The organism is Streptomyces noursei (assembly GCF_016917755.1).
Taxonomy (GTDB): domain Bacteria; phylum Actinomycetota; class Actinomycetes; order Streptomycetales; family Streptomycetaceae; genus Streptomyces; species Streptomyces yunnanensis.
In genome coordinates, this window is sequence record NZ_CP070326.1 from 5763092 (window position 1) to 5784653 (window position 21562).

At 75.7% G+C, this 21562-nt stretch carries 17 protein-coding genes; 5 read left to right on the forward strand and 12 right to left on the reverse strand.

Features of this window, described 5'->3' with window-relative positions:
- Positions 1-13: 13 nt before the first annotated feature.
- Complete coding sequence (locus JNO44_RS25590) at positions 14-1699, reverse strand: DNA repair helicase XPB (protein ID WP_205366251.1); 1686 nt, start codon at positions 1697-1699, stop codon at positions 14-16.
- A 136-nt stretch (positions 1700-1835) separates the two neighbouring features.
- Positions 1836-4472, reverse strand: coding sequence for a helicase C-terminal domain-containing protein (locus JNO44_RS25595; protein WP_205366252.1), 2637 nt, complete (start codon positions 4470-4472; stop codon positions 1836-1838).
- Between the two features lie 164 nt (positions 4473-4636).
- Between JNO44_RS25595 and JNO44_RS25600 the strand changes: the two genes are divergently transcribed.
- The gene (locus tag JNO44_RS25600) at positions 4637-5776 is read left to right on the forward strand and encodes a chromosomal replication initiator protein DnaA (protein WP_205366253.1); all 1140 of its coding nucleotides are present in this window, start codon (positions 4637-4639) and stop codon (positions 5774-5776) included.
- A 45-nt stretch (positions 5777-5821) separates the two neighbouring features.
- Here the strand turns inward: JNO44_RS25600 and JNO44_RS25605 are convergent, their stop codons facing one another.
- The 4 genes from JNO44_RS25605 to JNO44_RS25620 form a co-directional block, all read right to left on the reverse strand.
- Entirely contained in the window at positions 5822-6946 is a 1125-nt protein-coding gene (locus tag JNO44_RS25605; RefSeq protein ID WP_205366254.1) for an ABC transporter substrate-binding protein, read from the reverse strand.
- Positions 6947-7008: 62 nt separating this feature from the next.
- A complete protein-coding gene (locus tag JNO44_RS25610) occupies positions 7009-7800 on the reverse strand; it encodes an ABC transporter ATP-binding protein (RefSeq protein WP_102926964.1) in 792 nt (263 codons plus the stop codon).
- Positions 7801-7910: 110 nt separating this feature from the next.
- Entirely contained in the window at positions 7911-9008 is a 1098-nt protein-coding gene (locus JNO44_RS25615; protein WP_205366256.1) for a FecCD family ABC transporter permease, read from the reverse strand.
- Positions 9005-10015, reverse strand: a complete 1011-nt coding sequence (locus JNO44_RS25620; RefSeq protein ID WP_205366257.1) for a FecCD family ABC transporter permease — start codon at positions 10013-10015, stop codon at positions 9005-9007. Before JNO44_RS25620 ends, JNO44_RS25615 begins: the two co-directional genes overlap by 4 nt.
- Before the next feature lie 149 nt (positions 10016-10164).
- Here JNO44_RS25620 and JNO44_RS25625 point away from each other — a divergent pair, with 149 nt between their 5' ends.
- Positions 10165-10839, forward strand: coding sequence for an HAD family hydrolase (locus JNO44_RS25625; protein WP_205366258.1), 675 nt, complete (start codon positions 10165-10167; stop codon positions 10837-10839).
- Here the strand turns inward: JNO44_RS25625 and JNO44_RS25630 are convergent.
- A complete protein-coding gene (locus JNO44_RS25630; protein WP_205366259.1) occupies positions 10788-11054 on the reverse strand; it encodes a hypothetical protein in 267 nt (88 codons plus the stop codon). The two genes, JNO44_RS25625 and JNO44_RS25630, sit on opposite strands and share 52 nt — an antisense overlap.
- 208 nt (positions 11055-11262) lie before the next feature.
- On the opposite strand from JNO44_RS25630, the gene JNO44_RS44525 reads away from it, so the two are divergent.
- Positions 11263-11646 carry a cold-shock protein gene (locus tag JNO44_RS44525; protein ID WP_073445766.1) on the forward strand — a complete coding sequence of 128 codons (384 nt, stop codon included), beginning with the start codon at positions 11263-11265 and terminating at the stop codon, positions 11644-11646.
- A gap of 52 nt (positions 11647-11698) precedes the next feature.
- On the opposite strand, the gene JNO44_RS25640 is transcribed toward JNO44_RS44525, so the two are convergent.
- From JNO44_RS25640 to JNO44_RS25655, 4 genes are all read right to left on the reverse strand, one after another.
- Entirely contained in the window at positions 11699-12550 is an 852-nt protein-coding gene (locus tag JNO44_RS25640; protein WP_205366260.1) for a 1,4-dihydroxy-6-naphtoate synthase, read from the reverse strand.
- The gene (locus tag JNO44_RS25645; RefSeq protein WP_205366261.1) at positions 12547-13338 is read right to left on the reverse strand and encodes a futalosine hydrolase; all 792 of its coding nucleotides are present in this window, start codon (positions 13336-13338) and stop codon (positions 12547-12549) included. The genes JNO44_RS25640 and JNO44_RS25645 overlap by 4 nt, the downstream gene beginning before the upstream one ends.
- 53 nt (positions 13339-13391) lie before the next feature.
- Positions 13392-13898 carry a hypothetical protein gene (locus tag JNO44_RS25650; protein ID WP_189861302.1) on the reverse strand — a complete coding sequence of 169 codons (507 nt, stop codon included), beginning with the start codon at positions 13896-13898 and terminating at the stop codon, positions 13392-13394.
- A 93-nt stretch (positions 13899-13991) separates the two neighbouring features.
- Positions 13992-15380 (reverse strand): MFS transporter, encoded by a 1389-nt coding sequence (locus tag JNO44_RS25655; protein ID WP_240167658.1) that lies wholly within the window; start codon positions 15378-15380, stop codon positions 13992-13994.
- A gap of 404 nt (positions 15381-15784) precedes the next feature.
- On the opposite strand from JNO44_RS25655, the gene JNO44_RS25660 reads away from it, so the two are divergent.
- Together JNO44_RS25660 and JNO44_RS25665 are read left to right on the forward strand one after the other, a co-directional pair.
- Positions 15785-16690 (forward strand): DUF3027 domain-containing protein, encoded by a 906-nt coding sequence (locus tag JNO44_RS25660; RefSeq protein WP_205366263.1) that lies wholly within the window; start codon positions 15785-15787, stop codon positions 16688-16690.
- A gap of 525 nt (positions 16691-17215) precedes the next feature.
- Positions 17216-20458, forward strand: a complete 3243-nt coding sequence (locus JNO44_RS25665) for a sacsin N-terminal ATP-binding-like domain-containing protein (RefSeq protein WP_205370492.1) — start codon at positions 17216-17218, stop codon at positions 20456-20458.
- A 142-nt stretch (positions 20459-20600) separates the two neighbouring features.
- Here JNO44_RS25665 and JNO44_RS25670 read toward each other — a convergent pair whose 3' ends face one another.
- On the reverse strand, positions 20601-21560 hold the full coding sequence (locus tag JNO44_RS25670) for a helix-turn-helix domain-containing protein (protein ID WP_205370494.1): 960 nt from the start codon (positions 21558-21560) through the stop codon (positions 20601-20603).
- Positions 21561-21562: the final 2 nt, after the last annotated feature.

Consider the following 21562-nt stretch of genomic DNA (forward strand, 5'->3'; position numbering starts at 1 on the left):
CCGCCGCCCGGCATCACGCCGGGGCGGGATCGTCCTCCCCGGCGGTGAGGTCGTCCCCACCGGTGGTCAGCAGTTCGTGGGCGTCCATGATCCGGTAGGCGTAGCCCTGCTCGGCCAGGAAACGCTGGCGGTGCGCGGCGAAGTCCTGGTCGATGGTGTCGCGGGCGACCACCGAGTAGAAGCGGGCCTCGTGGCCGTCGGCCTTGGGGCGCAGCACCCGGCCCAGCCGCTGGGCCTCCTCCTGGCGGGAGCCGAAGGTGCCGGACACCTGGATCGCGACCGTGGCCTCCGGCAGGTCGATGGAGAAGTTCGCGACCTTGGACACCACCAGCACCGAGATCTCGCCCTCCCGGAAGGCGTCGAAGAGCTTCTCGCGCTGCGCGTTGCTCGTCTCGCCCTTGATCACCGGCGCGTCGAGGTGCTCGCCCAACTCGTCGAGCTGGTCGATGTACTGCCCGATGACCAGGGTCTGCTCGCCCGCGTGCCGGCGCACCAGCGCCTCGGTCACCCGCTGCTTGCTGTCGGTGGTCGCACAGAAGCGGTACTTCTCCTCCGCCTCGGCCGTGGCGTACGCCAGCCGCTCCGAGTCGGTCAGGTCCACCCGCACCTCGACGCAGTCGGCCGGCGCGATGTAGCCCTGCGCCTCGATCTCCTTCCACGGGGCGTCGAAGCGCTTGGGCCCGATCAGCGAGAAGACGTCCGACTCCCGGCCGTCCTCCCGCACCAGCGTCGCGGTGAGCCCGAGCCGCCGCCGCGCCTGGAGGTCGGCGGTGAACTTGAAGACCGGCGCGGGCAGCAGGTGCACCTCGTCGTAGACGATCAGGCCCCAGTCCCGGGAGTCGAACAGCTCCAGGTGCGGGTAGACGCCCTTCCGCTTGGTCGTCAGCACCTGGTAGGTGGCGATGGTGACCGGACGGATCTCCTTCTTCGTCCCGCTGTACTCGCCGATCTCGTCCTCGGTCAGCGAGGTGCGCTTGACCAGCTCGTGCTTCCACTGGCGGGCCGAGACGGTGTTGGTGACGAGGATCAGCGTGGTGGCCTTGGCCTGCGCCATGGCCCCCGCGCCGACCAGCGTCTTGCCGGCGCCGCAGGGCAGCACCACGACGCCCGAGCCGCCGTGCCAGAAGCCCTCCACGGCCTGTGCCTGATACGGGCGCAGCGCCCAGCCGCTCTCGTCCAGTTCGATTGGGTGCGCCTCGCCGTCGACGTAGCCGGCCAGGTCCTCGGCCGGCCAGCCCAGCTTGAGCAGCGTCTGCTTGATCTGCCCGCGCTCGGAGGGGTGCACCACGACGCTGTCCGGGTCGATCCGCGCGCCGACCAGCGGCTGCACCTTCTTGGAGCGGAGGATCTCCTCCAGCACCGGGCGGTCGGTGCTGGACAGCACCAGGCCGTGCGCGGGGTGCTTGGTCAGGGTGAGCCGGCCGTACCGCGACATGGTCTCGGCGACGTCGACGAGCAGGGCGTGCGGCACCGGATACCGGGAGTACTGCACCAGCGCGTCCACGACCTGCTCGGCGTCGTGGCCGGCGGCCCGCGCGTTCCACAGTCCGAGCGGCGTCAGCCGGTAGGTGTGGATGTGCTCCGGGGCCCGCTCCAACTCGGCGAACGGCGCGATGGCCCGCCGGCAGGCGTCCGCCAGCTCGTGGTCCACCTCCAGCAGCAGCGTCTTGTCGCTCTGGACGATGAGGGGTCCGTTCACGCGCCTCGCCTTTCGCTTTCGGGGGCCGAACCGTCGGGCCGCAGCCGCCGAAACGGCCGAACGTGCCAAACGTCCAGTGTGCCGCATTGCGCCGACACGGTGGCCCGGTCCGCGGGGCGGTCCGTTCCCGCGCAGGTCAGACCGCGTCGTCGGCCAGTTCCGAGACGCCGGTGATGCGGTGCAGGGGGTAGGTGCGGACCTCGTCGGAGGTGTGGTCGTAGGCGGTGACGTAGCCGCCCTCGACGCGGACGGGGGCGATCACCCGCTGGCTGGCGGCGCCGTCCGCGTTGACGTAGCCGATCCAGACGGGGGAGCTGGTGAGGACCGCGGCCTGCATGGTGGCCAGCGTCTCGGCGGAGGTGGTGCGGGGCAGTGCGCCCGGGGTCGGCGGCGCGGTGTCGGCGGGGGCGGCGGCGGGCTTGCGTTCGGCGGTGGCGGCGAGGTCGCCGGCGCGGATGGCGCGCACCGCCGCCTCCAGCAGGGTGCGGTCGGGCGGCGGCGGGCCGTCGGGCACCGGGGTCGGGGCCGTCCGGGGCGGGGTGCGGTAGGAGTCGGCGCGGGCCACCAGGACGTCGCCGGCGGCGGATTCGGCGGCCGGGGCGTAGCCCATCGCCCGCAGGCCGTCGAGGAGTTGCTCCGGGGCGGTCTGGGCGGCCAGCACGGTCGGGGCGAGCCGGCGCAGCCGCAGGGCGGCGGCGCGGCGGTCGGCGAGGATCTCGGAGAGCAGCGCGTCGTCGTCGCAGCGGACGTAGGCGCTGGCCGCGCCGACCCGCAACTGGCCGTGTTTGCGGGCCACATCGTCGATGAGGTACGCGAGTGGCTGGGGGACCGGGGTGCGGGAGTGGGTGGTGAGGAACTCCTGGAGCTCGGCGGCGGACCGGCCGGCGTCCAGGGCGCGGCGCACCGAGGCCGGGGTGAAGCGGTAGACCGTGGCGCCGCCCTTGGACTCGATGTCGGCCAGCACCGCGAGCGCCTCGGCGAGCGGGCGGCGCAGCGGGCCGGGCGCGACGGCGGTCAGGTCGGCCTGGAGCAGGACGTGGTCGACCGGTTCGGGGAGCAGCGGGGCGAGCAGGGCGGCGGCGCGGACCGCGGTGGCGGTCGCCTCGGCGGGGGTGAGGGGCGTGAGGGCGCCGGCGATCGTGCTCGCGTCCGCGTCCGTTTCCGCGCGCGGTCCGGTGTCCGTTTCCGCGCTCGGGCCCGTGTCGCCGGTGGTGCGGAGCAGGGTGCGGCCGTGGGTGGCGAGTGCGCCGCGGCCCGTGACGCCCAGCAACTCGGCCTCGACGAGGGTCCATTGGGCGAGCCGGGAGCGGAGGTCGTCGGTGGGGGCGGGGCCGGCGGCGCTGTCCGCCGCGGTGGACGGGGGCGCGGCCTGGGCCGGCCCCTGGGGCGGGGGCGACGCGGCCGGGGGCTGGGTGGCGGGGGTGGCGGCGCGCAGCGGGCGTTCCCAGCGCAGTCGGGAGAGCAGGGCCCGTTCCGGTACGGAGGTGCCGGGCGGGAGGGTGGCCAGCAGGGTCAGTACCCGGTGGCGGACCTCGGGGGCCGGAGAGCGGTCCAGGTGCGGGCCGAGGGCGGCCAGGGCACGGCCCTTGGCGTCGGCGGTGCCGACCACGCCGGGGGTGCGGGTGGCGGGGAGCCAGGCGGCGACCAGGGCCGCCCAGCGCTGGTGGTCGGGCAGCTGCAACCAGTCCTCGGCGGCCGGGGTGGCGGCGTAGCGCTCGTCGGCCTCGCCGTCGGAGGCGATCAGCCCGGCCGCGTAGGCGAGTTCGAGCCAGAAGGCGGCGAGCGGCTCGGTGGTGTCCAGGGCGACCGCGGTCCGCTTGAGGTCACGGACGCTCAGACCGCCGGCGCGCAGGACGGGCGGGCCGCCGAGGTCCCACTCCTTGAGCAGCTCCTCGACGGTGGCCAGGGCGGTGAACGCCTGGCTCGCGGCGGCGTTGTCCACAAGCTTTGGATCGCGGGCGGTGGCCGGATCGAGGGCGGGCGGCACCGGCTCGGGCGTGTGGTGGGCGCGCCCGGCGCGCAGGTGGAGCGCCGCCTCCCGGGGCAGCACGACGTTGCGGGCGCCCGCCGGGAGCAGCAGCCCGCGGTCCAGCAGCCACTGCAGATGCGCGGCCGGCCGGTCGGTGACCGCCCCGTACGGCGGGCCCCACAGCAGCTTGTCCAGGACGGCGACGGCCTCGGCGGGCGCGGTGTCCAGCAGCGCGGCCATCCGGACGCGGTCGCAGAAGAGGCCGGTGAGGGCGGCGACCGCGGACACCGGGTCATGGGTGGCGGGCAGGCCGGCCGCGGCCAGGATCTCCTGGATGCGGCCCGGCGACATCCCGGCGGTGGCCTCGGCGACGGTCGGGCCCAGCCCGGTCGGGGAGGGGCGGGCGGGGCTCGGGGTGAGGAGTTCCCGGGCGGTGCGCACCAGCCGCAGCCGGTCGTCCGGGCCCCACACCAGGGCCTGGGCGCGCAGCGCCGCCACCGCCCGGGGCAGCGCCGCGGCGACCGCTGCGTTCCCGGCGTCCCCGGCCATCAGCGCCGCCAGCGTCGGGTACGGGCAGGGGTCCGGGGCGATCGCCAGCGCCTCGGCGGTCTGCAGGGCGAAGGTGTCCAGCCGCTCCACCGCCCGGACCACCGACGCCCGGGTCCCGGCCCGGGTGGCCAGCTGCGTCAGATCGCCCGGCACCGGGTTGAGCAGGTCGGGCCGAGCCCGCAGCAGGCCGGCGAGCCCGCGGTCCGAACGGGTCCTGAGCTCCTCGGCGAGGGTGCGGGGGGTAGCGGTGGTCATTCGTCCTACGTTAGCCGGGCCGGGAAGGCGGCGGGAGGAGGTGACCGCGGTGCGGGGTCGCCCGCCCGCGGTCCGTGCGCCCCTCCGCGGGCGGCCCGGGGCGGTGGCGCGGGCCCGCGCGGTACCGTCGGGGGCAGCAACCAGCGCACGCCGCAGGGGATTTCGTGGGGATCGAGAGCGAGCAGCTCGTCTTTGACTATCTGAGCCGGGTGGGCGACCTGGCCCAGCAGCGGGGGCTGTCGTCCGGCGCCCGGATGCGGCTGGTGACCTCGCTGCGCGCCGAGATCGACGCGCAGAAGGCCGACCCGAGGGCCGATTCGGTGCCCGGGGTGAAGCGGATGCTGGCCCGGCTGGGCACGCCGGAGGCGGTGGTGCGGGCCGCGGCCGACGCGGACGGTGCCGGCGGCGGGGCCGCGGCCCCGCGGCCGGCACCGGTGGTCGGGCCCGCGGAGCCGGCCCGTCCCGCGCCGTGGGGCGGCGCCCGCGAGAAATTCGGTGGGCTGATCGGCAAGGTGCCCGAGCCCCGTGAGGAGGACGTGCCGGGGGAGGGCGGGCGGCGGCCGGGTTTCCTCAAGAAGCGCGGTGCCCGGCCGGCCGTCCCGGAGGCGCGGTCGGCCGCCGCACCGCCCCATCTGGCCGGTGCCGACGAACTGGGGGACGCGGAGGACCCGCCCGACTGGTGGCGGCTGGAGGCCGCGCCCCACGAGGCGGCGGACGCGGTGCCCGGGTTCGTCGGCGGTATCGAGATCCCGGAGGTCTGGGAGCGGCCGGAGGAGAAGGGCAAGGGCGGCGAGGACGCGCCGGCGCAGGAGGAGGGCGGCACCGGGCGCCGGCGGGTGCCGCCGGGCCTGCTGCGGCGGACGCTGGGCCGGCGGCCCGCCCAGGAGGCGGCGGCCGAGTCGGCAGGCGAGCCGGAGGACGCGGCGGACGGCGGCACCGGGACCCCCGCTCCGGTACCCCTGCGGGCGTGGCTCAGCCCGGTGTTGACGCTGGCGGTGCTGCTGCTGGTGGCCGGTGCGGTGGTCGGCTCCTGGCTGGCGCTGGCCGGCGGCTGGGGCCTCGCCTACGTCTCGCGCCGGCTCAGCCGCACGGAGACCAAGTTCGCCGCGCTGGGCGTGCCGGGCATCGTCGCCGGCGGCCTGGTGGTCTGGGTCTGGGGCCGCAACGACGGCCGCTGGGGCGCCCCGATCGCCCCGGGCCACCTGGGCGAGGAACTGCTCGCCGGCCTGCCGGGCGTGGTGCGGGTGGCGGCGGTCGCCTCGGCGCTGTTCCTGCTGTGGCGGATGCGGCGGGCGGCCGGCTGAGGCGCGGGCGGCGCGCCCCGGGGCCGGCCGCCGCCCGGGCCGCCGCTACTTCTTGGCCAGCCGCTGCTGGATCTCGTCCAGGATCTTGTCGGCCGCGGTGTAGCCGATGCCCTGGATCCACAGCTGGTCGTCGACGCGGATCGACCTGCCGTCCTTGACGGCCCGGAGGTTCTTCCACAGGGGGCCGGTGGTGATCTGGGCCTCCTTGGACTTCTCGGGGCTGCCGTAGGTGGAGTAGAAGACGGCGTTGGCGTCGGCCTTGGTGATCTGCTCGGGGCCGACCTCGACCATCAGGCCGTTCTGTGCGCCGTCGACGACGGTGGTGGGGCCGGTGCCGATGTCGTCGAGGACCGTGCCGATGTAGCTCCGGCAGCCGTAGACGCGGGTGTCGGCGCCCTCGACGAAGCGGACGACGTTGGCGCGCAGGGCGCGGGCCTTGGCCGGGCCGCCCAGGGCCTGGGTGACGCGCTCGGCGTGCGACCGGTAGGCGGCGACGACGCGCTTGGCCTCGGGGATCTTGTTCAGCGCGGCGGCGTGGACGGCGAAGTTCTGCTTCCACGGGTAGCCGGTGGTCTCGGTCATGACGGTGGGCGCGATCTTCTTCAGTTCGGCGTAGCGCTGGCCGTCGCGGACCTTGCTGGTGAGGATCAGATCGGGCTTGAGGGCGGCGATCGCCTCCAGGTTGGGGGCGCCGATCTTGCCGACGTCCTTGATGCCGGCGAGCCGGTGCCGCGGCAGGTAGTCGAGGAAGCCGGAGTCGACGTCGGAGTGGGTCGCGCCGACGGGGGTGACGCCGAGGGTGAGCGCGGAGTCCAGCTCGGCGGTGTCCAGGACGACGACGCGCCGCGGGGTGTCGGGGACGGCGACCTCGCCCATCGCGGTGCGGACCGGGTGGCTGCCGCCGCCCCGGGGGGCCGGCTCGGGCCAGGTGGTGGTGGGCTGCGCGGGGCAGGTGGCCGCCTTGAAGGTGCCGTCGGGGCCGGCGGCGGAGGCGCCGGAGTCCGCGCCGCTGCCGCAGGCGGTGAGCAGGAGCGCGCCGGCGGCGGCGACCGCGGCGGCCCGGGCGGTGCCGCCGCGGCGCGGCCGCGCACCGGCGGCGGAGACGCAGGGCAGGGCCGGGTGGGAGGAAAGGGGCGAGCGGGACGTAGCCGGGTGGGTGGGGCGGGTCATGGCGGCCCTTTCGGCTCGGCGGGCGGGGAGGTCGGCGGGGCGGGAGCCTCGACGAGCAGACGTCACTGCCGGGGTTCCCTTTCCCAGGGACGGCCCGGAACCACCAGGGGCGAGCCGGTCACCGGGTCCGGGACGACCACCGCGTCCAGGCCGAAGACCTCCCGGACCAGGTCGGCCGTGACGACCTGCCCGGGGTGGCCCTGGGCGACGATCCGGCCCGCCTTCATGGCCACCAGGTGGTCGGCGTAGCGGGCGGCCTGGTTGAGGTCGTGCAGGACGGCGACGACGGTCCGGCCGCGCTCGTGGTTGAGCTGGCGCACCAGGTCCAGGACCTCCACCTGGTGGGCGATGTCCAGATAGGTGGTCGGCTCGTCCAGCAGGAGCAGATCGGTCTCCTGGGCCAGCGCCATGGCGATCCAGACCCGCTGGCGCTGGCCGCCGGAGAGCTCGTCGACCGCGCGGTCCGCCAGCGCCGCCACGTCGGTCCGCGCCATCGCCTCGGAGACCGCCCGCTCGTCCTGCGTCGACCACTGCTGCCACCACCGCTGGTGCGGCTGGCGACCGCGGGCCACCAGGTCGGCGACGGTGATCGCCTCCGGTGCGACCGGGGTCTGCGGCAGCAGGCCGAGCGACTGGGCGATCTTCCGGGTGGGGATCTTGGCCAGGTCCGTGCCGTCCAGCAGGACCGTGCCGTGGCGCGGTCGCAGCAGCCGCCCCAGGGCGCGCAGCAGTGTCGACTTGCCGCAGGCGTTGGGGCCGACGACGACGGTGACCGCGCCGTCGGGCACGTCCACGTCCAGGCCCTCGACGACGGTGCGCTCCTCGTAGGAGAGGGTCAGGTCGCGGGCCGTCAGACGGGCGGCGGTCTGGAGCGCGGTGGTCTCCTGGGCGGTGGGTTCCTCGGCGGTGGTCTCCGGGGCGGCGGGGCCCGTCTCGGCCGCCGGCCGCGGTGTGCCGGTACCGGTCACGCGTTTCCTCCTGTGGCCCGGCCACGGGCCCGGTGGCCCCTGACGATCAGCCAGATCAGATACGGGGCGCCGACCGCGGCGGTCAGCACGCCCACCGGCAGCTCGGTCGGCGCGAGCAGCTTGCGGGCGAGCAGGTCGCCGAGGACGACGATGACGGCGCCCAGCAGGGCGGAGCTCAGCAGCGGGATCTGCGCGGTCCGGGTCAGCCGGCGGGCGATCTGCGGGGCGAGCAGGGCGACGAAGTCCACCGGCCCGGCGGCGCCGGTCGCCATCGACGCCAGCACCACGCCGACCGCCACCAGCCCCAGCCGGGTGCGGCCCAGCCGGATGCCCAGCGCGGTCGCGGTGTCGTCGTCCAGGGACACCGTCCGCTGGGCGCGGGCCGCCCACAGGACGGCCGGCAGCAGCACCAGCAGCGCCCACCCCAGGGGCGCCGCCTCCGCCCAGCCGCGCCCGTTGAGCGAGCCGGTCATCCAGACCTGGGCCTGTTGGGCCACCAGGTAGTCGCCCTTGGTGAGGAACAGCTGGGTGACCGAGCGCAGCGCCACCGCGAAGCCGATGCCGATCAGCACGAAGCGGGTGGCGTGCAGCCCGCCGCGCCAGGCGAAGACGTAGACCAGGACGGCGGCCAGCACCCCGCCGGCGACCGAGACGTAGGGCAGGACCGCGAACGACGTGACGCCGAAGGTCATCGCCCCGACCGTCACCGCCCCGGCGCCCTGGGTGACGCCGATGATGTCCGGGCTGGCCAGCGGATTGCGGGCGACGGTCTGGATCAGCCCGCCGGCGACCCCGAAGGCCGTGCCGACCAGCAGCCCGACCACCATCCGGGGCAGCCGCAGCGTCCCGACGACGAGTTCCTGCGCGGACGGCCGGCCCGTCAGCACCTTGAGCACCTCGGAGGGCGCCACCCAGCTCTCGCCGGCACACAGGTACGCCACGGACACCACGGCCAGGAGGACCGCGAGCACGGCGGCGACCACGGTGGCGCGCCGGTGCAGCAGGAAGGAGCCGCGGCCGGCCCGGACCAGCGCGTACCCGGCGGGGCGGACCGCGCCCGGGCGGGCGGCGGGGGAGATCCCGGGAGCCGTCATGCCGCCACCGCCCGTCGCCGGACCAGGGTCACCAGGAACGGCACGCCGATCAGCGCGGTCATCACGCCCGCCGGGACCTCCGACGGCGGGAAGAGCACCCGCCCGACGGTGTCCGAGACCAGCACGACGACCGGGCCGAGCAGCGCGGCCATCGGCAGCGCCCAGCGGTGGTCGCCGCCCACCAGCGCGCGGGCCAGGTGCGGGACGGCCAGGCCGACGAAGGCGATCGGGCCGGCCGCGGCCACCCCCGCGCCGGTCAGCACGGTCGCCCCGAGCCCGCCCACGATCCGCACCGCGGCGACGTTCTGGCCCAGTCCCCGGGCGACGTCCTCGCCGAGCGCCAGGGCGTCCAGTCCGCGCGCCACCGACAGCACCAGCACCGCGCCGACCAGCAGGAACGGCCAGATCTGGGCGGCCACCGCGGCATCCCGGCCGGTGAGCGAACCCACCTGCCAGAAGCGGAACTCGTCCAGCGCCGCGGCCTTGGTGGTGAGGATCGCCATCGACACCGACACCAGCAGCGCGTTGATCGCGGCGCCGGAGAGCGCCAGCTTGACCGGGGTGGCGCCGCCCCGGCCGCGGGTGGCGACGCCGTAGACGAAGACGGCGGCGATCCCCGCGCCGGCGAACGCGAACCAGACGTAGCCGGTCAGGGTGTGCACCCCGGTGAAGGCGATGGCGGTGACCACGGCGGCCGCGGCGCCCTGGCTGATGCCGAGGATGCCGGGGTCGGCGATCGGGTTGCGGGTGATGCCCTGCATGACCGTGCCGGCCATCGCCAGCGCGGCGCCCACCATCAGCCCGATCAGGGTGCGCGGCAGCCGCAGGTACCGCACGACCTGCGCGGCGTCGTCGGTGCCGCCGTGGACGAGGGCGTCGAGCACCGCGGACGGCGCGAACGCGCGGCTGCCGACGGCGAGCGAGAGGACCACCGCGAGCAACAGCGCCAGCACCGCCACCGCGGTCAGGCCGAGCCGTCGGCTCCGTTTCCGTTGCGTCACGGGCATGGCATCACGGGCGTCGGGTCCATTCGCGCGGTCTGGAGCTGTCGGACGGGCGACCGCGGGCGCCCGGTGGGGCCCGCGGTTAGGTAAGGCAAGGCTAACGCTACGTCCTGGTCGCCGGGGCCCGCGGGGGCGCGGGCACAATGGCAGGCATGGCTGCGCATCCCCTGACCGTCGGGTTCGACCTCGACATGACGTTGATCGACTCCCGCCCGGGCATCAAGGCCGCCTACGAGGCGCTGGCCGCCCGCACCGGTACGTACATCGACGCCGACGCGGCGGTGACCCGGCTCGGGCCGCCGCTGGAGCAGGAGATCCGCCGGTGGTTCCCCGAGGAGCGGGTGGCCGAGGTCAGCGACGTCTACCGGGAGCTGTACCCCGCGCACGCCGTCGCCGGCACCCTGGCGATGCCCGGCGCGCGGGAGGCGGTCGACGCGGTGCACGCGGCCGGCGGCCGGGCCATCGTCGTCACCGCCAAGTACGAGCCCAACGCCAAGCTGCACCTGTCCCACCTGGGCATCGCCGCGGACGCGGTCATCGGCTCGCTGTGGGCGGAGGCCAAGGCCGAGGCGCTGCGCGAGCACGGCGCGCACGTCTACGTCGGCGACCACACCGGCGACGTGCGCGGCGCCCGGACCGCGGGCGCGCTGTCCGTGGCGGTCGCCACCGGCCCGTGCGCCGCCGACGAACTGCGCGCGGCCGGCGCCCAGGTCCTGCTCGACGACCTGACCGCTTTCCCGTCGTGGCTGGATCGTTACGTAGCGGATCCGGATCGTTACCCGGCGGGTGGCGTCGACGGGGACGGCGCGAGGGCCGCCTCCGCCTGACGGCGCTCGGCGACCACGGAACGCAGCACTCCGCAGCCCGCGATCAGGAAACCGGCGCCCATCAGCATGGACACCCAGTAGAACTCCCACGGCAACGGCTTCGTGCCGAGGAACAGCGGTAGCACCGTGACGAGAGTGGCCAGTGCGCCAACTAGGAACACGATCGCGCCGATTCGGACCATCAGATCCCCGGCCTGGGGCGTTTCATCAGACACCTGACCAGGGTAAGTCCGGGCCAGAGGCGCCGAGGATCCCCCTGGCGACGTCTTGTCACCGGGCCCCGGACCATTAGCCTTGGGGGAGGCGGGCTTCGGTGGCCCGCTGCACTGTTATCCGGACCAATTTTCTCAACGCCGCGGCTCCACACGCTGCCTGCCGCGGACCAGCCCGCATTTCCCGACGAGTACGAGGACGAGGACAGACGTGCCTACCGGCAAGGTCAAGTGGTTCAACAGCGAGAAGGGCTTCGGCTTTCTCTCCCGCGACGACGGCGGTGACGTCTTCGTACATTCGTCGGTGCTGCCCGACGGCGTGGAGGCGCTCAAGCCCGGCCAGCGCGTCGAATTCGGTGTCGTCGCAGGCCAGCGCGGAGACCAGGCACTGAGCGTCATCCTCCTCGATCCGACCCCCTCGCTCGCCGCGGCCCAGCGGCGCAAGCCCGACGAGCTCGCCTCGATCGTGCAGGACCTCACCACGCTCCTGGAGAACGTCACCCAGCAGCTGGAGCGCGGGCGTTACCCCGACAAGGTGCACGGCGCCAAGATCGCCGGCATGCTGCGGGCGGTCGCCGACCAGCTCGACGTCTGAGCCGGACCGCCCGCGCTCCCGAAGCAGCCGCGGGCGGCCGCACCGACATCCTTCAGAGGAACTTCAGCGCATCGCGGCCGAGGGGCGGAACGAGCCCCTCGGCCGCGGCGCGGGTGAGCAGCCCGCGCACCGCGGCGTAGCCGTCCTCGCCGAGGTCGGCGGTGAACTCGGTGACGTACAGCCCGATGTGCTGGTCGGTCACCTTCGGGTCCATCTCCTGGGCGTGCTCCAGCACGTACGGACGGGAGACCTCCGGGTCGTCCCAGGCCATCCGGACCGACGTGCGCACCGCCTCCGCCAGCCGGCGCAGCACCGGCTCGCCCAGCGACCGCTTGGCGATGATCGCGCCCAGCGGGATCGGCAGACCGGTGGTCAGCTCCCAGTGCTCGCCCATGTCCGCCAGGCAGTGCAGCCCGTAGTCCTGGTACGTGAAACGGGCCTCGTGGATCACCAGGCCGGCGTCGACCTTGCCGTCCCGCACGGCCGGCATGATCTCGTCGAACGGCAGCACCACGACCTCGCCGACCCCGCCCGGCACCGCCTCCGCCAGCCACAGCCGGAACAGCAGGTACGCGGTGGACCGCTCGCTGGGCACCGCGACCGTCTTCCCCGCCAGGTCCGCCGCCGCCCCGGGCCGGCGGGTCAGCACCAGCGGGCCGCAGCCGCGCCCCAGCGCCCCGCCGCAGGGCAGCAGTGTGTACTCGTCCAGCACCCACGGCAGGACCGCGTAGGACACCTTCAGCACGTCCAGCTCGCCGCGCTCGGCCAGGCCGTTGGTGACGTCGATGTCGGCGAGGGTGACCGCCAGCTCCGGTGCGTCCGGGACCCGGCCGTGCACCAGGGCGTCGAAGACGAAGGTGTCGTTCGGGCACGGGGAGTAGGCGATGGACAGCGGCCGGGTCACGGGGTCCTCCGGGGGGTGTGGGGTGGCGATGCCGGAGCCCCGGGCGACGTCGCCGCTGGGGTGCCCGCCAGGGCTCCGGGGAACGTGCGGAAGGCGTCGGTCAGCGCGGCGAGGGCGGGCCCGATCCGCCAGGCGGCGCGGTCCCGGGGGCCCACCGCGTTGGAGATCGTGCGCAGCTCCAGCACGGGCAGGCCGTGCGCGGCGGCCGCCTCGGCGACGCCGAACCCCTCCATCGCCTCGGCCAGCACGCCCGGGTGACGCGCCGCCAGCTCGGCGGCACGGGCGGCGCTGCCGGTGACCGTGGAGACCGTGACGACCGGTCCGACCGCCCCGCCGGTCGCCGCCGCGACGGCCGCGACCAGCGCCGGGTCGGGCAGGTGCACCGTGGTCCCGAAGCCGAGTTCGGTCACCGGGACGAAGCCGTCGGGGGTCTCGGCGCCGAGGTCGGCGGCGACGATCGCGTCCGCGACGACCACCGAGCCCAGGGGCGCGCCGGACGGGCGGCCGGGGGAGGAGCTTGGACCGGGGGCGAAGCCGCCGCCGATGCCGGCCGAGACGACCAGGTCGTACGGGGTGCCGGCGAGCGCGGCGACGGTGAGCGCGGTGGCGGTGCCGGCGGCCGCGGCGGCCGGGCCGACGCCGGCCGCCAGGACGTCCGGGGCCGGCGACCCGGCGGGCGCGTGGTGCAGCGCGTGGCCGCCGGGCAGCGGGCGGTGCGCGTAGCCGTCCCCGGCGGCGCACACCGCGTCGCGCTCCGCGGCCACCGCGGTGACCACCAGCGCCCGCATCAGACGCCCCGCACCGTGTGCCGCCGGTCCCCGGCCCCCGCGCGCAGCGCCGCTCAGTCCTTCAGCTTCAGGTTGACGTGCCACAGGGCCGTCGGGCCCTCGCCCTGGGCCTTGCCGGCCTCGGCGACCAGCAGGGTGACCTCGGGGAGGTAACCGCTCTGGCCGGTCATCGGGTTGGTCTGCTTGAAGATCTCGTCCACGCTGAAGGAGCGGTAGGTCTCGGTGGTGGGCTGCATGAAGGGCTGCCCGCCGACGACGAACCAGCCGGACTTGGCCACCTTCGGGTCGACGCCCACCCGGATCTTCTCGCCCTGCTGCACCGTGAGGGTGTCGGCGCCCTTCTTGGAGATGCAGTCCTTGACGGTCTTCTGGTCGAGGGATTTGCCGTTGCCGTCACATCCGGGGGTCACCTCCGCCGTCACCGTCTTCGAGCCGACGGTCACGGTGGCCAGCGAGGTCGGCTGCTGGCAGGCGGAGAGGGTGAGCAGGCCCAGGGTCATGGCACCGAGGGCAGCGGCGGCGCGGCGGCCCTTGCCCCGGGAGATCAACGCAGCGGTCATACGGGGCAGGCTATCGGGCGTCCCGGCGCACGCCACGCGCGGGTGCGGCGCGCCGCGACCGGGCCCGCCGCACGGGCTGCCCCGCCTGCGCCGTCACACCACCCGCGGGGCCGGCCGGCCGCCGCGCCGGGCCGCGTCGAGCAGCCCCCGCACGGCCAGTGCGGCGCCCAGCGCCACCAGGCCGGCGGCCGCCGCCATGCCCAGTGTGCCGACCAGCGGCAGCGCGATCCCGAGCGCGCCGCCCACCACCCACGCCAGCTGGAGCACCGTCTCGGACCGGGCGAATGCCGAGGTCCGCACCGCCTCCGGCACGTCCCGCTGGATCATCGCGTCCAGCGACAGCTTGGCCAGCGCCTGGCACAGCCCCGCGGTGGCCGCCGTCGCGGTCACCACCACGGGCGCCAGTACCTCGTACAGCAGCGCCGCCAGCGCCGTCGCGCCCAGTGCCAGCCCCAGCATCGCGGCGATGATCCGCTCCGGGCCGCGCGCCTTCAGCCCGGCGCCGACCGCCGTGCCCAGCGCGTTCCCGGTGCCGGCGGCCACCGCGGCCAGCCCCAGTGACGCCGCCGCCCCCAGCCCGCCCAAGGGGTGCTCGCGCAGCAGGAACGCCAGGAAGAAGGTGAGGAAGCCGGAGAGCGAGCGCAGCGCCGCGTTCGCCTGGAGGCCGTGCAGGACGGACGGGCCGACCGTGCGCAGCCCCGGCCGCCGTCCGCCCGCCCCGGCGGGGGACGTGCCGTCCCGGGACGCCAGCCGGGCCCGGGCCTCGCCCTTGCCCGAGTCCACCGCGTGCGGCAGCGAGAACGACAGGAACGCCCCGGTCAGGAACACCGCGCACGCCCCGTACAGCGGCCAGGCGGGTCCGATCAGGTGCAGTCCGGCGCCCACCGGCGCGGCCACCCCGGTCGCCAGCAGCCCCGCCAGCGTCACCCGGGAATTGGCCTTCACCAGCGAGACCCGCGGTGGCAGCAGTCGCGGCACCACCGCGCTGCGCACCACCCCGTACGCCTTCGACGACACCAGCACCCCCAGCGCCGCCGGATACAGCTCCAGCCCGCCGCCGGCCACCGCCCCCGACATGGTCAGCGCCAGCACCGCCCGGGCCAGCATCGAGCCGGCCATCGCCGCCCGGCGGCCGTGCGGCAACCGGTCCAGCAGCGGCCCCACCACCGGCGCCAGCAGCGCGAACGGCGCCATGGTGACCGCCAGGTACAGGGCCACCCGCCCCCGTGCCTGGTGCGTCGGCACCGAGAAGAACACCGTGGAGGCCAGCGCGACCGTGATCATCACGTCGCCCGCGGCGTTCACCGCGTGCAACTCGATCAGCTTCGCCAGCCCCGATTCGCCGGCGCCCTGTGCGTGGGTGGCCCGCCGCACCCCCCGGGCCGCGGCGGCCAGCGGCCGGTGCAGCGCGCGCCCGGCCGCCCGGCCCGCCCGGCGGACCTTCGACGTCCTCGGCGTCCTCGACGCCCTGACGGCTGCCACCTGGTCATACTGCCCCAACTCGCCCCATCTAGGGCGGTTTCTCCCCCTGGTCGGGCGGGGCGCATCGGCCTCCTGGCGGTCACCGCGACACCCCCGCCCGACCGCGATCGGTGAGATTTGCTGCTCCCGCCGAGGGGTCGTGCAGCGTTGAAGGGGTAGCGTGTCCAGAGCGCCACCGGCGGTCTGTTTCGGCCGCGTACCTCATTTCCCTGCGATCGCGCAGAATAGGACGTAAGAGGTGCGCTCGACCGAACGAACCAGTTGGGCGCGGACGTCGACGCGGTCCCCAGGTCCGCTCCGCCCGCCCCGACCCCCGCAGGTCGTCCAGACAGGACCAGGACAGCCCCGGCTGGCGCACTCGTGAGACGGCGTGGAAGAGAGAATCGATTCTTGTGAGTGCTGCGATGCGAAGCCGTACCCCTGACCGCCTGTGCGCCGAGGCGGTCGACCTCGCCCGCGCGGCGGCCGAAGAGGTCGCCACGCCCGGCATGGTCGGCGAGCACATCGATGCTGTCGCCGAGGCGGACCGCGTCGTCACCCATCTCTTCGACTGCAGGGAGCCCGGCTACCGCGGTTGGCGCTGGGCGGTGACGGTCGCCCGCGCCTCCCGCGGCAAGATCGTCACCCTCGACGAGTCGGTCCTGCTGCCCGGCCCCGAGGCGCTGCTGGCACCCGAGTGGGTGCCTTGGAGCGAACGGCTGCGCCCCGGCGACATGGGCCCCGGCGACCTGCTGCCCACCGAGGCCGACGACCTGCGGCTGGAGCCCGGGTTCAGCGGTGAGGACACCCCGCCGCCGAACTCGCCGGTAGCCGAGGGCATGGCCGCCGACGTCGCCGACACCGAGGAAGCGGACGTCGTCCCCGGTTCGCCCGCGATCCAGCCGGTGCCCGTCCGCGGCAGCCTCGGCGCGGTCGCCGAGGAACTGGGCATGGCCCGGGCCCGGGTCCTGTCCCGCTACGGCCTGCACGCCGCCGCCGACCGCTGGGAAGAAGCCTTCGGCCCCAAGACCCCGATGGCCCAGGCGGCCCCCGCCACCTGTGTGAGCTGCGGCTTCCTGACGCCGATGGCCGGCTCGTTGCGGCAGGCGTTCGGGGTCTGCGCGAACGAGTTCTCGCCGGCGGACGGCCGCGTCGTCTCGCTGTCGTACGGCTGCGGGGCGCACTCGGAGGCCGCCGTGATGCCGAAGCCGCCGAAGCCGGCGGAGCCGGTGCTCGACGAGACCGTGGTCGAGCCGGTCTCGATCCGCCCCGCGGCGGACGGCGGGTCCGTGGAGGACGGCGGCCCGGCGGAGGAGCTGGGGCACAGCTAGGGGTTTTGGTTGGGCGGGGGTGCCTCTGCTTGTGGTGGGTGGCGGGTGCCTGTGGGGCGGGCCTACGGGGGTGGTTGTCGGACTGCTGCGCTTTACGTCCGACAACCACCCCCTCCGGCCCGCCCCACAGGCACCCGCCCGTACGTGAGAGGCCCCCGCCCGGTGGGGGTGAAGGACCTTAGGGCCGTCGTGGTGGCCCTGACATCAGAAGTGCTGGTTGGCCCAGAAGCGTGGGTTGGGGGTGGACACCCCTGACCTCCCCTTTTCCGCAAGGGGCGGGGACTGGCGACGACGGCGGAAGGGTGCGGGGCCGGAGGGGTGGGTGTGCGGACGTAGAGCGAAGCAGTCCGCACACCCACCCCGGAGGCCCCGCACCCGGCACCCACCACCCACCGGGGCCCCCGCCCCACAAACCCCATTTCCCGCCGGAGGCGGGAAGCCCCCGCACGGCGCCGCACCCGACGACGTGGGGCGATACCGTCGGGACAGAACCGTCTGATGAGGGAGACGAGAAACGTGGCAGGTATGCCGTGGGTGCGGGGCGCTGACGAGGGTGCCGACCCATTCGGTACGGCCCGGTTGCGGCGCGGCGTGCTCGACGCCTGGGCCGCCTCGCCGGCCCGGTTCCGGGAGGACGCCAATGCCGAGGAGGACCTCGCGCTCGGCGGCTACCGCGACCGGCTCGCCGTGGAGCTGGCGCAGAACGCGGCGGACGCGGCGGCCCGGGCCGGCGTCCCCGGCCGGCTGCGGCTGACCCTGCACGCGGCCGACGGCGACGCGCCCGCGGTGCTCGTCGCCTCCAACACCGGTGCCCCGTTGGACGCCACCGGCGTCGAATCGCTCTCCACGCTGCGCGCCTCCGCGAAGCGGGAGACCAGCGTGGCGGTCGGCGCGGTGGGCCGGTTCGGCGTCGGGTTCGCCGCGGTGCTGGCGGTCAGCGACGAACCGGCGCTGGTGGGCCGCACCGGCGGCGTGCGCTGGTCGCTCGCCGAGGCCCGGGAGCTGGCCGAGGCGGTGGCCGCGCACAGCCCGGGGCTGGGCGGCGAACTCCGCCGCCGCGAGGGCCACGTACCGCTGCTGCGGCTGCCGCTGCCCGCGGCGGGCACCGCGCCGGAGGGGTACGACACCGCGGTGGTGCTGCCGCTGCGCGACGGTGCCGCGCAGGACCTCGCCGAGCGGCTGTTGGCCGGGGTCGACGCGGCGCTGCTGCTGACCCTGCCGGGGCTGGCCGAGGTCGTGGTGGAGACGCCGGAGGGCGCCCGGACGCTGACGCGGCGTCAGGACGAGGCGTATGTCCTGATCGAGGACAGCCGGCGGGGGGCCACCCGGTGGCGGGTGGCGACCGACGGCGGCTCGTTGGACCCGGCGCTGCTGGCGGACCGGCCGGTCGAGGAGCGGCTGCGGCCGTTCTGGTCGGTGACCTGGGCGGTGCCGGTGGACGAGGCGGGGGCGCCGGCGCGGCCGGGCACCGTGCCCGTGCTGCACGCGCCGACCCCGACCGACGAACCGCTCGGGCTGCCCGCGCTGCTCATCGCGTCGTTCCCGCTGGAGCCGACCCGCCGCCATGTCGCGCCCGGGCCGCTCGCGGACTTCCTGGTGGGCCGGGCGGCCGCCGGGTACGCGGGGTTGCTCGGCGACTGGCAGCCGGTGTCGGCCGGCACCCTGGACCTCGTCCCGGGACCGCTGGGCAAGGGCTGGCTGGACGGCGAACTGCGGCGACAGGTGCTGGAGTTGCTGCCGCGGATGCGGTTCCTGCCGAGCGCGGCGGCCGACGGCGGGGCGGCGGAGACCGCCGCGTGGGCCGAGGGTGACGGCGAGGGCGAGGACGGGGAGCGGTACGTCCTGCGGCCGGTGGACGCGGAGTTGGTGGAAGGCGCCGGCGCGGCGACCGTCGGGGTGCTGGCCGAGCTGTTCCCCAGCCTGCTGCCGGCCGGCCTGGAACGGCGTTCGGAGCTGCGGGCGTTGGGCGTGGCCCGGGTGCCGCTCACCGAGATGATCGACCGGCTGGCGGGCGTGGAGCGGCCGCCGGAGTGGTGGTGGCGGCTCTACGACGCGCTGGCCGGCACCGACCCGGACCGGCTCAGCGGCCTGCCGGTGCCGCTGGCGGGCACCGGGCGGACCACGATCGGGCCGCGCCAGGTGCTGCTGCCGCTGCCCGACGGCGGCCCGGACGCCGGCGGCGAGGCCGCCGACCGGCACCGCACCCTGACCCGGCTCGGACTCAAGGTCGCCCACCCCGATGCGGTGCACCCGCTCCTGGAGAAGCTCGGGGCCACGCCCGCCGCACCCCGGGCCGTGCTGACGACGCCTCAGGTACGGGCGGCGGTCGCCCATTCGCTCGACGCCGACGAGGACGCCTACGACGTCTTCGAGGACGAGCTGGCGCCGGGCGCCGGGGTGCCGTTGGGCGCCGAGGAGCTGGCCGAGACGGTCCTCGGGCTGGTCCGGGACGCCAATCTGGCGCCCGGCGACGAGCCCTGGCTGGCCGCGCTGGCGCTGCCCGACGAGGACGGCGAGCTGGCGCCGGCGGGCGAACTGGTCTTCCCCGGCAGCGACTTCGAACAGGTGATCCGCGAGGGCGAACTCGCCGCCTGTGAGGCGGAGTTGGCGGAGCGGTGGGGGGAGCAACCGCTCACCGCGGTGGGGGTGCTGGCCACCTTCGCGCTGGTCCGGGCCGCGGACGTGGTGCTCGATCCGGACGAACTGGAGCCGCGCGACGGGGACTTCCCCGAGCCCGACGACGCGGGTCTGCTGGACGCGGTCGACGTGTGGTGCGAGGACATCCTCGACACCCTCCCGGAGGCCCCGGTCCCGCCGGTCGTCACCGAACTGGTCGCGGTCCGCGACCTCGACCTGGTCGCCGACGACGCCTGGCCGCGGGTCCTGGAGATGCTCTCCCGGCCGCCGCTGCGGGATGCCCTGACCGCGCCGGTGCGGGTGCTGCTGCCCGACGGCACCACGGAGTCGGTGCGGCCGTACACCGCCTGGTGGCTGCGCGGCCACCCGGTGCTGGACGGGCGCCGCCCCGCCGGGCTGCGCGCCGCGGGCGGCGATCCGCTGCTGGCCGGCCTGTACGAGGCGGCGGACGCGGGCCGGGTCGACGCCCAGGTGCTGCGCGCCCTCGGCGTCCGCACCTCGGTCGGCGCGCTGCTCGACGAACCCGGCGGCGCGGCCGAACTGCTGACCCGGCTCGCCGACCCCGAGCTGCGCGTGGGGATCTCCCAACTCCACGCGTTGTACGGGATGTTGACCGAGCTGGATCCGGATCAGGTGACGCTGCCCGATGAGCTGCGGGCGGTCGTGGACGGCGAGATCCAGGTGGCGGACGCGGCGGACGTGCTGGTCGCGGACGCCCCGGACCTGATGCCGCTGGCGGCCGGTCGCGCGCTGCTGCCGGTGCGGCCGGCCCGGGCCGCGGAGCTGGCCGAGCTGTTCCAGGTGGGGCGGCTGAGCGAGGCGGTCGCCGCGGAGGTCCGCTCCGACGGCGCGGCGCACGACGTCCCGGAGGCGGTCCGCGCGCTGCTCGGCCCGGCCGCCCCGGACGCCTACGTCGAACACGAGGAACTGCTGGTCGAGGGCGCCGACGGCGGCGTCGAACTGGACTGGCGGTGGACCCCGGACGGCACGCTGCACGCCGCGACGCTGGAGGGCGTGGCGGCCGGCCTGGCGTGGGCGGCCGGGCAGTGGCCGCGCCGCTTCGAGGTCGCGGCGCTGCTGGAGGACCCGGAGCGGGGCGACGAGCTGGCCCGGGCGCGGTGGTTCGACTGAGCCCGGCGCCCCGCGGGGCGTGACGGAGGCAGGGTGGAGGCGGTCGTCGGACGTGGTGTCCGGTGGCCGCCTCCCGCCGTCCCGGCGCGCGCCGGGCGTCGCTGCCGGGAGGGTGGTTGTCGAGGTAGGCGGTGTCGGCGGTTCAGCGGCCCGGGAAGGAGCGGCGGTACGCGCCCGGGGAGACGCCGAGGTGCCGTAGGAAGTGGTGGCGGAGGTTGTTGGCCGTGCCCAGGCCGCTCAGTGCGGCGATCTTCTCGATGGGCAGGCCGGTGGATTCCAGCAGCGACTGGGCGCGCGCCAGCCGCTGGTTGAGCAGCCACTGGAGCGGGGTGGTGCCGGTCGATGCCTGGAGGCGCCGGTAGAGGGTCCGGGGGCTCAGCGCCGCCCGGCGGGCCAGGTCGTCGACGGTCAGCGGCCGGTCCAGGCGGGCGCGCGCCCATTCCAGTACCGGGGCCAGGCCCTCGTCGTCGGTCGCGGGGACCGACAGGTCGATGAACTGCGCCTGGCCGCCGGGCCGGTGGGCCGGCACGACCATCCGGCGGGCGAGCTGGTTGGCGACCTTGGCGCCCAGGTCCCGGCGGACGAGGTGGAGGCACAGGTCGAGCCCGGCGGTGAGCCCGGCGCTGGTCAGGACGTCGCCCTCGTCCACGTAGAGGACCGCATCGTCGACCGTCACCTCCGGGTAGCGGGCGGCGAGTTGGGCGGTGTGCTGCCAGTGGGCGGTGGCCCGCCGGCCGTCGAGCAGTCCCGCCTCGGCGAGCGCGAAGGCTCCGGTGCACAGCGAGACCACGCGCGCGCCGGCCCGGTGGGCCCGGCGCAGGGCGGCGACCAGCGACGCGGGCAGCGGAACGCCGTCCTCCACGCAGGCGTCGGGGACGGAGGGGACGATGACGGTGGCGGCGCCCGCCAGGTCGTCGAGCCCGTGCGGGGTGTGCAGGGTCAGCCCGGCGGGCGCGGGCCCGGTCCCGTCGTCGTAGGTGCACAGGCGCAGGTCGTACCAGGGGTCGGCCAGGTCCGGCTGGGGCTTCCCGAAGACCGTGCACGGGATGCTCAGTTCGTAGAGGTCCCAGGAGGGGAGGCCGATGCCGGCGGGGACGACCACGG

Bases quoted from the DNA above. Each gene is read 5' to 3' on its own strand.
- JNO44_RS25595 (WP_205366252.1), bottom strand. From the start codon at position 4,472: ATGACCACCGCTACCCCCCGCACCCTCGCCGAGGAGCTCAGGACCCGT.
- JNO44_RS25605 (WP_205366254.1), bottom strand. From the start codon at position 6,946: ATGACCCGCCCCACCCACCCGGCTACGTCCCGCTCGCCCCTTTCCTCC.
- JNO44_RS25615 (WP_205366256.1), bottom strand. From the start codon at position 9,008: ATGACGGCTCCCGGGATCTCCCCCGCCGCCCGCCCGGGCGCGGTCCGC.
- JNO44_RS25620 (WP_205366257.1), bottom strand. From the start codon at position 10,015: ATGCCCGTGACGCAACGGAAACGGAGCCGACGGCTCGGCCTGACCGCG.
- JNO44_RS25625 (WP_205366258.1), top strand. From the start codon at position 10,165: ATGGCTGCGCATCCCCTGACCGTCGGGTTCGACCTCGACATGACGTTG.
- JNO44_RS25645 (WP_205366261.1), bottom strand. From the start codon at position 13,338: ATGCGGGCGCTGGTGGTCACCGCGGTGGCCGCGGAGCGCGACGCGGTG.
- JNO44_RS25650 (WP_189861302.1), bottom strand. From the start codon at position 13,898: ATGACCGCTGCGTTGATCTCCCGGGGCAAGGGCCGCCGCGCCGCCGCT.
- JNO44_RS25660 (WP_205366263.1), top strand. From the start codon at position 15,785: ATGCGAAGCCGTACCCCTGACCGCCTGTGCGCCGAGGCGGTCGACCTC.
- JNO44_RS25665 (WP_205370492.1), top strand. From the start codon at position 17,216: ATGCCGTGGGTGCGGGGCGCTGACGAGGGTGCCGACCCATTCGGTACG.